11 protein-coding genes and 1 tRNA gene are annotated in these 8,927 nt (G+C 66.8%); 8 read left to right on the top strand and 4 right to left on the bottom strand.

The annotated features are described in order from the left end of the window. Nucleotides 1-25: 25 nt before the first annotated feature. Genes B841_RS01235 through B841_RS01225 form a run of 3 tightly spaced genes read left to right on the top strand, consistent with a single transcriptional unit; the run spans nucleotide 26 to nucleotide 2,050 of the window. Complete coding sequence (locus B841_RS01235; protein ID WP_020933664.1) at nucleotides 26-508, top strand: MogA/MoaB family molybdenum cofactor biosynthesis protein; 483 nt, start codon at nucleotides 26-28, stop codon at nucleotides 506-508. Further along, the gene (locus B841_RS01230) at nucleotides 498-965 is read left to right on the top strand and encodes a molybdopterin synthase catalytic subunit (protein WP_041631682.1); all 468 of its coding nucleotides are present in this window, start codon (nucleotides 498-500) and stop codon (nucleotides 963-965) included. The genes B841_RS01235 and B841_RS01230 overlap by 11 nt, the downstream gene beginning before the upstream one ends. Nucleotides 966-970: 5 nt before the next feature. Further along, complete coding sequence (locus B841_RS01225; RefSeq protein WP_041631976.1) at nucleotides 971-2,050, top strand: ThiF family adenylyltransferase; 1,080 nt, start codon at nucleotides 971-973, stop codon at nucleotides 2,048-2,050. 157 nt (nucleotides 2,051-2,207) lie between these two features. On the opposite strand, the gene B841_RS01220 is transcribed toward B841_RS01225, so the two are convergent. Further along, nucleotides 2,208-2,690: a nucleoside deaminase gene (locus B841_RS01220; RefSeq protein ID WP_020933661.1), complete on the bottom strand. Its 483-nt coding sequence runs from the start codon at nucleotides 2,688-2,690 to the stop codon at nucleotides 2,208-2,210. Nucleotides 2,691-2,945: 255 nt separating this feature from the next. Here B841_RS01220 and B841_RS14165 point away from each other — a divergent pair, with 255 nt between their 5' ends. Continuing rightward, nucleotides 2,946-3,080, top strand: coding sequence for a hypothetical protein (locus B841_RS14165; protein ID WP_281168158.1), 135 nt, complete (start codon nucleotides 2,946-2,948; stop codon nucleotides 3,078-3,080). Between the two features lie 277 nt (nucleotides 3,081-3,357). Next, entirely contained in the window at nucleotides 3,358-3,504 is a 147-nt protein-coding gene (locus B841_RS13790) for a hypothetical protein (RefSeq protein ID WP_156844655.1), read from the top strand. Between the two features lie 93 nt (nucleotides 3,505-3,597). Here B841_RS13790 and B841_RS01215 read toward each other — a convergent pair whose 3' ends face one another. Beyond that, a complete protein-coding gene (locus B841_RS01215) occupies nucleotides 3,598-4,875 on the bottom strand; it encodes a phospholipase D-like domain-containing protein (RefSeq protein WP_041631681.1) in 1,278 nt (425 codons plus the stop codon). Nucleotides 4,876-5,030: 155 nt separating this feature from the next. Between B841_RS01215 and B841_RS01210 the strand changes: the two genes are divergently transcribed. Together B841_RS01210 and B841_RS01205 are read left to right on the top strand one after the other, a co-directional pair. Further along, nucleotides 5,031-5,549, top strand: coding sequence for a DUF2243 domain-containing protein (locus B841_RS01210; RefSeq protein WP_020933659.1), 519 nt, complete (start codon nucleotides 5,031-5,033; stop codon nucleotides 5,547-5,549). Beyond that, entirely contained in the window at nucleotides 5,546-6,349 is an 804-nt protein-coding gene (locus B841_RS01205) for a cytochrome c oxidase assembly protein (RefSeq protein ID WP_041631975.1), read from the top strand. Before B841_RS01210 ends, B841_RS01205 begins: the two co-directional genes overlap by 4 nt. Nucleotides 6,350-6,420: 71 nt before the next feature. Here the strand turns inward: B841_RS01205 and B841_RS01200 are convergent. Further along, nucleotides 6,421-6,505: transfer RNA gene (locus tag B841_RS01200), tRNA-Ser, on the bottom strand. Between the two features lie 90 nt (nucleotides 6,506-6,595). Here B841_RS01200 and B841_RS01195 point away from each other — a divergent pair. Beyond that, a complete protein-coding gene (locus B841_RS01195) occupies nucleotides 6,596-7,555 on the top strand; it encodes an NAD(P)H-quinone oxidoreductase (RefSeq protein ID WP_020933657.1) in 960 nt (319 codons plus the stop codon). A 6-nt stretch (nucleotides 7,556-7,561) separates the two neighbouring features. Here the strand turns inward: B841_RS01195 and B841_RS01190 are convergent, their stop codons facing one another. Then, nucleotides 7,562-8,830, bottom strand: a complete 1,269-nt coding sequence (locus B841_RS01190) for an aminotransferase class V-fold PLP-dependent enzyme (RefSeq protein WP_020933656.1) — start codon at nucleotides 8,828-8,830, stop codon at nucleotides 7,562-7,564. Nucleotides 8,831-8,927 lie beyond the last annotated feature (97 nt).

Here is an 8,927-nt window from a genome sequence, read left to right as displayed (position 1 = left end):
CAAGACACGACCCAGAGGAGTTGTCATGGCCCGCACTGGCCTAGTCATCGTGGCGTCCACCCGCGCCGCCGCGGGAGAGTACGAGGACCGTTCCGGCCCGATCGCGGTGGAATTTCTGCGTTCGAAGGGGTTTGAGACCCCGGCGGCGACGGTGGTGGCCGACGCGCAGATCCAGCAGACCGTCGACGAGCTCTTCGCCGATCCCGACGCCCTGCCGAATGTGGTGCTGACCTCCGGGGGCACCGGGATCACCGCCGACGACCGCACGGTGGAGGCCGTGCAGCCGCACCTGGAGCGCGAGTTGCCCGGCGTGGTGCAGGCCTTCTGGGCGGAAGGACTCAAGAACATCCCCACGGCGGTCGCCTCCCGGGCGGTGGCCGGGGTGACCGGCACGACTTTCGTGATGACCCTGCCGGGATCCACCGGGGGAGTAAAAGACGGCTGCGCCGTGTTGGACAAAATAGTAGTCCCGATCGTTGACATGTTGGAAGGCGTGCATGAGCACTAATAATGACCCTGCGTACGTGGCGGAGCAGACCGGAAAAGTCATCGCCGCGATGATGACGGCCGAGCCGCTGGAGCAGATGATCGACGAGGCGAAGGAGGACACCGTCACCCGCGCGATGGGTGCGCTGGTGACTTTCGAGGGCGTGGTGCGCGATCACGACGGCGGCGAGCGCGTCGCGTCGTTGACGTATTCGGCGCACCCGACCGCCGACGACAGGATCGCGGAGGTCACCGCCAGCGTCATCGAGGCGCACCCGAACACGCGCCTGTGGACCGCGCACCGCACGGGTCAGCTGCAGATCGGCGAGACCGCGTTTCTGGTGGTGGCGGCCGCCGCGCACCGCGGGGACGCGTTCGCCGCGGGCGCGGAGCTGGCGGACCGGGTCAAGGCCGAGGTGCCGATCTGGAAGGAGCAGGAGCTGCTCGCCGGGCCGTCGACCTGGGTGGGGTTGGAGTGAGCGGGCTGAGCCCCGAGCAGGTCGCGCGCTACCGCCGGCAGATCACCTTGGGCGGGTTCGGCGCTGCGGGGCAGGAGAAACTTATCGACGCCCACGTGGCCGTCATCGGCGCCGGCGGCCTCGGCTCCCCCGCGCTGCTGTACCTAGCGGGCGCGGGTGTGGGCCGGGTGACGATCATCGACGATGACGTCGTGGACTTGTCGAACCTGCACCGCCAGGTCATCCACACGGTCGACGGCATCGGCATGCCCAAGACCCGCTCCGCGGCAGACGCCATGGCGGCGCTGAACCCGCACGTGGACGTCCGCCTCGTGCAGGAGCGCCTGACCTGGGACAACGCCCAGGAAATCTTCCAGGGCGTGGACGTGATCATGGACGGCGCCGACAACTTCGACACCCGCCACATCGCCTCCACCGCCGCCGCCCGCCTGGGCGTGCCGCACGTGTGGGGCTCCATCCTCGGCTTCGAGGCACAGCTCAGCGTGTTCTGGGCCGGACGCGGCCCGGTCTACGAGGACCTCTTCCCCGCTCCCCCGGCGCCCGGCCAGGTGCCCAGCTGCTCCCAGGCGGGCGTGCTGGGCCCCGTCGTCGGCGTGGTGGGTTCTTCGATGGCGATGGAGGCGCTCAAGGTGCTCACCGGGGTGGGCGAGCCGCTGGTGGGCCAGCTCGGCTACTACGACTCCATGAGCGGGAGGTGGGAGTACATCCCCGTCGCCGGCGACCCCGCGGTCACGCAGCGGCTGCTGGAAGAAGACCCGGCGCGCCAGGCCCCGGCAGTGCCGGTCAGCGCCCCGGCGGTCGAGGAGGTCGACGAGGTGCCGGAGGGCGCGGTGCTCATCGACGTCCGGGAGCCGGAGGAGGTGGCGAACTTCGCCATCCCCGGCTCCGTGAACGTGCCCTTGGGCGAGATTCTGGAGGGACGCACGCCGGAGGAGATCGCGGGCGCGGGCGAGCGGGACGTGGTGGTCTATTGCGCGGGCGGGGTGCGCTCTGCGCGGGCGGTCGCGGCACTCGGTGAACGCGGCGTGGCCGGGCTGCTCAGCCTGCGCGGCGGCATCGACCGCTGGCTGGATCAGCGGGGTTAGAGTTCGCCCAGGCCGGTACACCCTGGGCTCCCAGCAAGGAAAGCGTTCAACATCAGTGAACGTTCATCATCTCTGAACGCTTGTGGTGATCTCAGCGACGCCACGCCTTGGAGCTCTCCGCCGGCCAGCGAGTGGCCTGTGAGATCGCGACCAGAGCTTAAGATTCGCCGAGGTGGTGGCGGCGCTGGAGCAGCTTGACCTGCTCGGCGAGCTCCACGACGGGGCCGTCGACCTGCAGATCCGGGGCGACGTCAGTAATTGGCAGGGAGGCCGTCGGGGAGGCCGGGGCGTCGAACTCCCGCAGCCATTGCCGTAGTTGCTCCGCGGAGCTGACATAGACGATCCGCCCCAGGCCCGCCCAGGCGTGCGCGCCGGCACACATGGGGCAGTGCTCCCCGGAGGTGTAGACGGTCGCGCTAGCGCGCTGCTCGCGTTCCAGGTTGCGCTCGGCCCACTGCGCGATGGCCAGTTCCGGGTGGCGGGTGAGTTCCCCATCGCCGTCGCGGTTGTGGTCCTGGAAGAGAACCTCACCGTCGGCGCTGACCAGCAGCGAGCCGAAAGGGCTGTGGCCGGCGTTGAGCGCCTGCTCGGCCAAGGCGACGGCAGTACGGAGATGTCCCATGTCAGTGTTGTCTATCATGTGACCCATCCTGACAGAAGAACACCATGACCGCGCGCACACCGGCGAGAAACAGAAAGAATTACTTTCACTTTTGTTCAGTTTTTGTGAAGCGAATTTCACCTCGTCACCGGGAATAAATGCAGCGCCAACACAGGCGCAGCCCAGAGCCCGGGCCCGCCTGAAAATTCCGTGTTATAACGGGCCACAGACCATCCACGGCACCTCCATTCCGGATGGCAGAACCCGTAAATTCCCATACGAAAGGCACTTTTGATGAGCACCATCACCTCTTCCGTCATCGAACTGGCCCAGCCGTCCATCGACTTCGTCACCAACATCTGGAACGCCGGAGTCGGCTTCGTCAACGGCTCCGTGGACGCCGTGTCCTCCGTTCTCCTCTCCTCCTAAGAAATGACGAACGGGTGCTCCGCCACCGTGGTGGACGCCCTCCCATACGGCTGAGTTTCCCTTAAGTCCCCACCTCAGTTTCATATGAAATCTAAGTTTTCTAAGAAACTAGTGCAGGAACAATTCCGTCGTGTTATACAGGGAATTGGACTTTAAAAGTGCTTGAGATCACTTCAGGCACCGTGGAAGTCCACGCAATGACAACCAAAGACCGGTTGACGCATCCGCGCTACGCACGGGCTTTGGACTCTAGACACACTCTTGAAAGGCAATTTTCATGACTGACTTCCTCACCACCCTCACCGAGACCTCCTCCGACCTCCCGGTCATCGGCACCCTCGTTGATTTCGTCCTCGACGCAGTCGCCGCCATCGAAGGCATCTTCACCGACCCTGACACCGGCAACGGTGGCGGCGAAGAGTAAAGCTCTTTGACCCCACACCGATAACCCTCACCCCCTTCCCGGAGGTGAGGGTTGTCGCTTCCCTACCCAGCGGGCAGGACGCCGGGCAACGCCTTAAAGAAACGGCCGCAGCGGCGTCATCGCCACTTCCACCGCCCGGGCCGCCGGGTGGCGGTCCATCCAGTCCGAGGACTCCAGGACTTCGCAGTGCTCGCTGTCAGCGTGGAAGATCTTCTCCATCTCCTCGGCGAAGCGGGGATCGATGATCTCCACGTTCGTCTCGTAGTTGAAGGACAAGGACAGTCGATCGATGTTGGCGGTGCCCACCGTGGACCACTCCCCGTCGATGGTGGCGACCTTGGCGTGGATCATCGCGGACTCGTACAGCAGGACGGTGATCCCGGCGTCGAGAAGCTGCCCGTAGAAGCCGCGGGAGGTCCAGTCGGCGACGACGTGGTTCGACTTCTGCGGCACCATGACGCGCACATCCACCCCACGCTCGGCGGCGGTGACCAGAGCGGTCAAAATCTGCTGGTCAGGGATGAAATAAGGCGTGGTGATCCAGATGTGGTCCTGCGCCCGGGCAATGGCCTTCAGATAAGTGTTGCGGATCGGGTAGACCAGCTGGACCGGCAGGTTTGACTGCACCAGCACCTCCGGGTTCCAGCTCGGCGGCGGGGTCCACGCGATCTGGTCCTGCGGATCGTGGATGATGTTCCACAGCTGCGCGATGGAGTTTTTCAACCCCCACACGCCGGGCCCGACCACGCGCACATGCGTGTCGCGCCAGTGCTTGGCGTAGACGGAGCCGATGTTGTAGCCGCCGACGAAGCCCACGTGATCGTCCACCACCAAAATCTTCGAGTGGTTGAAGCCGGTGTGCTGCAGCGGCCCCTTCCAGAAGCGCTTGCCCACCACGGGCAGGCGGTAGACGCGGACGTCGTCGGAAAGCTGTTTGTAGAAGGTGTGGGGCACCACCAGGTTGGCGAAGCCGTCGTAGAGCGCGAACACGTCGACGCCGCGGTCTGCCGCCGCGTTGAGCGCGTCGACGAAACGCTGCCCGACCTCGTCGTTCTTCCAGATATACGTCTCCAAGTAGACGGCCTCTTCGGCGGCGTCGATGGCCTCGATCATGTCGTCGTAGAGCTCAGCGCCGGAGGTGTAGACCGTGAACTTCGCCTCCTCCACCGAGGCGTGGAAAGTGCCGGGGCGCGGGGCCTGGCGGCGCTTACGACCGACCTGCATCACCCAGTCGATCGCGGTGACGGAGAGGGCGGCAAGCACCGGGACGCTCGCGGCCGCGCCGGCGGTGACGCCGGCGACCCTGAGGACGTCGCGGGGATCCAGCTTCTTCATCAGCGTGGCGGGCTGGCGGAATCGAGGTCGTGGCATGAGACCACTTTACTGATTCTCAGCCGGTCAAGCACCCGCCCGACGCGGCTCGTCCAGTCCCCGCCAGCCCCGCCGGGCGAAACCGTTGCCCGGCCCACCTGCCGCAGGCACAATAAAGGACACCGCCTCCCGTGTAGGGCCGAAAGGAAACCGCGATGTCCTCGGCAGAAACACCCGCCCACCACCATGCCCGGCCCCCGGCGCCGCGTCCGTCCACCGATGCGCTTCACCGGCGCACGCTGACCTCCGGGTTGCTGTTCGGCTGCGGCATCGCCGCCGCCCTCATCGACTTGTTCATCTTCCACCTGCTGCTGCAGTGGCACCACTTCTACGACTTATCCACCCCGCAAGTGGCGCTGATCGCCGACGGGTTCTTCCACGCCGTGGGCTGGTTCATCACCGTGGCCGGGTTGTTTCTGCTCGCCGACGTCCGCCGTCACGGCCCCATCTCCTGGTCCTACTGGACGGGGGCGGTAATCACCGGGGTCGGTTTCTTCCAACTCATCGACGGCGTAGTCAACCATAAAATCCTGGGCATCCATCAGATCCGCTACGGCGTCGACCTGCTGGTCTATGACGTCGTCTGGATCGGCTCCGCCATCCTGTTGATGCTCATCGGTGCGATCGTCCTCTGGTGCACCCGCCCCGCCCGCACGCCCGCCCCCACGACATGACGCATGCTCACGTCGGACACCACGACCCTGGGTGGGCGGTGCTCGAGTATCTGGCCGCGGCCGTGGTCGTGGTGCTCGCCCTCGGGTACGCCGCCGGGTTATGGGCCACCCGCTCGAGAAGCCGGTGGCCGATGCACCACCCCGTCCTGTGGTTTCTGGGGTTGGCCTGTCTCGGGGCCAGCCTGATCGGACCGGTGGCCAACGCTGCGCACGCCAGCTTCACCGGACACATGGTCGGCCACTTGCTGCTCGGCATGCTCGCGCCGTTGCTGATGGTCCTGGCTGCGCCGATCACCCTGTTGCTGCGCGCGCTACCGGTCACCGGGGCACGCCGGGTCTCCCGGGTGCTGCGCTCCAGGGTGGCGCGCTTTATCTGCCACCCCGTTACGGCGGCCATCCTCAACGCCGGCGGTCTGTGGTTGCTGTATGCCACCGACATCTTCCACCTCATGCACTCCTCCCCGGTGGAATACGGGCTGATCCATGCGCACATTTTCCTGGCCGGTTACGTGTTCACCGCCGCGATCATCGGCGTGGACCCGAACCCCCACCGCGCGTCGATGCGGACGAGGTCCGTGGTGCTGATCGTGTTCATCGCCGCACACCAGATTCTGGCGAAATGGCTGTACGCGTACCCGCCGGCGGGAGTCGACGCCGCGGACGGCCGCATCGGGGCGCAGGTGATGTTCTATGGCGGCGACGTCGTGGACGTGACGATCATCGTGTTGCTGTTCATCGGGTGGTATCGCGCCACGGGAGCGCGGGGCGTGCGTGCCCGAGCAGTGATGGCCACCTCATGAGATATCTGCAGCAGGCAGCTCACCATACAGTGAAAGCCCTGATCCGCGCGGATCAGGGCTTGTGCCACGGGCGGAGGCGGAGGGATTTGAACCCTCGGAAGGTTGCCCTTCGCCGGTTTTCAAGACCGGTGCATTCGGCCGCTCTGCCACGCCTCCTCACGGCGCCACCGTAGCTGCGGTGCCGTCTGAGGGGAATCTTAGCTGAGGCGGGGGCATCGGCCGCACATTCCCCCTACCCTGGTGGCCATGAAGGCAATCATTCAGACCGACCTCGACAATCCCCGCGCCCTGGAATGGGGCGAGGCCGAGACCCCGCAACTGCGGCCGGGCGAAGTGCTCGTGAAGGTGGCCGCCGCCGGCGTCAACCGCGGCGACCTGCTCCAGGCCAAGGGCCATTACCCGCCGCCGCGCGGGGAATCGGAGATCTTCGGCTTGGAGTGCTCCGGCACTATCGAAGACGCCGGGGATACGAACCGCGAGGTCGGTGAGGAGGTCGGCTGCCTGCTCGTCGGCGGCGGCTACGGCGAGTACGTGGCCGTCCCGGAGGGCCAGCTGACCCCGCTTCCGGAGGGTTATGACCTGGTCAAGACGGCCGCCGTGGTGGAGCTGACCTGCACGGTGTGGTCGAACCTGGTGATGACCGCGGGGCTGAAGGAAGGCCAGCGCGTGCTCATCCACGGCGGCGCGGGCGGCATCGGCACCACGGCGATCCAGGTCGCCAAGGCGCTCGGTGCAGAGGTGGCGGTGACGGCCGGTTCCGCAGAGAAGCTGGAGACCTGCCGGAAGCTGGGCGCGGACATCCTGATCAATTACAAGGAGCAGGATTTCTCCGAGGAGCTCAAGGGCAGCTGCGACGTCATCTTGGACATCATCGGCGCGAAGTACCTCAACCAGAACATGCGCTCGCTGGCCAAGGACGGACACCTGGTGATCATCGGACTGCAGGGCGGGACGAAGGCGGAGCTGAACCTGGGCCGGATGCTGCCGCTGCGGCACAACATCTCGGCGACGACGCTGCGCGCCCGCGACCTGGATGACAAGGCCAACATCGTCGAAGAAACGGTGAAGAACGTGTGGCCCATGCTCGCCGACGGCCGCGTCACCCCGCACATCCACGACGTCCTGCCGATGGAAGACGCCGCCCGGGCGCATGAGCTGCTGGATTCGGGCGAGGTCACCGGCAAGCTGGTGCTGCGCGCGCCTTAAATCGCCTTAAGCCAGCGAGGCGACGACCCGGACCAGGTGGTCCAGGTCGCCGGTGGTGGTGAACGGCCCGAGCGCCACCGTGACCGCTCCCCCGGTCTCTTCCGTGCCCATCTCCCGCAGCAGCGTGATGTCCGGGGCGATGCCCGTGATCAGGGCGTTGTCCAACAGGCGGCGCTGCACGGTGGCCGCCGGGACGCCGCGCACAGCGAACGACAGGCGCGGGAGGCGTTCGACCTCGTCGCCGGAGTCTTGGGCGACTTCCCCGCTGGCTCCGAAGATGTGGACCTGCGGCAGCGAGCCGAGCTGCTGGTAGAGACGGTCGCACAGCCCGTCCATGTATCCCGCCAGCTGCCCCATGGAATGGGCCAGCCGATCCCGGCCGGTGGTGGCGTCGGTGACCTCGTCCGCCGGCAGGTCGACGAAACGGGCCAGGTGTTCCACGGTGGCGGCCACCCCGCCGGCCAGCCCCACGGAGACGGGGGTCTCGAGTTTCGCGGCGACGCCGTCCGCGCGACTATAAGCGGGGTCCAGCGAGTCGAGTCGTTTGAACATCCGCGGGTCGCGGAAGATCAGCGCCGCCAGCTGCGGCCCGCCGAGCTGGGCGAAGTCCACCGCGATGATATCCGCGTTCCACTCCTCGATGTCCACCAGCCGGTAGGGCGCGTAAGCGGAGGCGTCCACGAGCACCCACGCACGCGAGCGGGCGCGAACTTCTTCGACGACCTCGGCCACGTCCACGACCGCGCCGAGCAGCGGCTGCGCGGCGGGAACGCTGACCAGCCGGGTGGAGCCGTCGACGAGTTCGCGGTACTGCCAGGCGGGCAGGGCGCCGGTGCCCAGATCCGCCTGCGCCCACCGGATATCGGCGACGCCGGCGGCGTTAAACGGCACGGTGAGCGCCTCGGCGTCGAAGTGGCTGAGCACCAGGTTCGACTGGTACCGCAGCTGGGGTCGCATGGCGGTGACCAGGCCCTGGTAGAGCACCTGCAGCGACGGGCCTAAGACCACCGCGTCGGGGTCTCCGCCGACGAGTTCGGCCACGGCGGCGCGGGCGTCGGCGATGATGCCCGGCGCGACGGGGACGCACGGTTCCTGCTGGTGGGTACTGCCGGGACGGGTCATCGCGGTAGAGGTGCGGAAGGCGCGGGCGACGGCAGCGGAGACGCGTTCGGGGATTTGGGGGCGATCGTGGGCGTTGAGGTAGGTCCAGCCGTCGCTCAGCGACGTGTAGAGGCCGCGCACATTGGCGACGTCGTACCGCGTCTGGCTGCCCATGTGTAGTTCCTTTCCCGCATACCCGTGAAGTGGCCGAGACCCGCCCCGCTGCGGTGGCCTGTGCGTATGCCCATTCTGTGGATTCTACGCAGTGGCG

The organism is Corynebacterium maris DSM 45190 (assembly GCF_000442645.1).
Taxonomy (GTDB): domain Bacteria; phylum Actinomycetota; class Actinomycetes; order Mycobacteriales; family Mycobacteriaceae; genus Corynebacterium; species Corynebacterium maris.
This window is presented reverse-complemented; position numbering and strand designations above follow the sequence as displayed.